The sequence below is a fragment of the Lactobacillus sp. C449L genome (assembly GCF_059900815.1).
Genome location: NZ_JBWXGA010000392.1, coordinates 1 through 410 on the forward strand (window position 1 = coordinate 1; position 410 = coordinate 410).

Sequence of the window (410 nt, forward strand, 5' to 3'; positions counted from 1 at the left end):
GTATCCGGGAGTCAGACGGTGAGTGCTAAGATCCATCGTCAAAAGGGAAACAGCCCAGATCATCAGCTAAGGTCCCCAAGTGTGTGTTCAGTGGGAAAGGATGTGGAGTTGCACAGACAACCAGGATGTTGGCTTAGAAGCAGCCACCATTGAAAGAGTGCGTAATAGCTCACTGGTCGAGTGACTCTGCGCCGAAAATGTAACGGGGCTAAACACACCACCGAAGCTATGGCTTCATCGAAAGATGTTGGGTAGGGGAGCGTTGTGTACCGGGTCGAAGCATGACCGCAAGGACATGTGGACTGTACACAAGTGAGAATGCCGGTATGAGTAACGAAAAGACAAGTGAGAATCTTGTCCGCCGAAAGCCTAAGGGTTCCTGAGGAAGGTTCGTCCGCTCAGGGTAAGTC

General features: G+C 51.5%; 1 rRNA gene. It reads left to right on the forward strand.

Annotation, left to right across the window (positions count from 1 at the left end):
- Nucleotides 1-410 (forward strand): 23S ribosomal RNA (locus tag AC2JF9_RS09940); the annotation flags it as partial.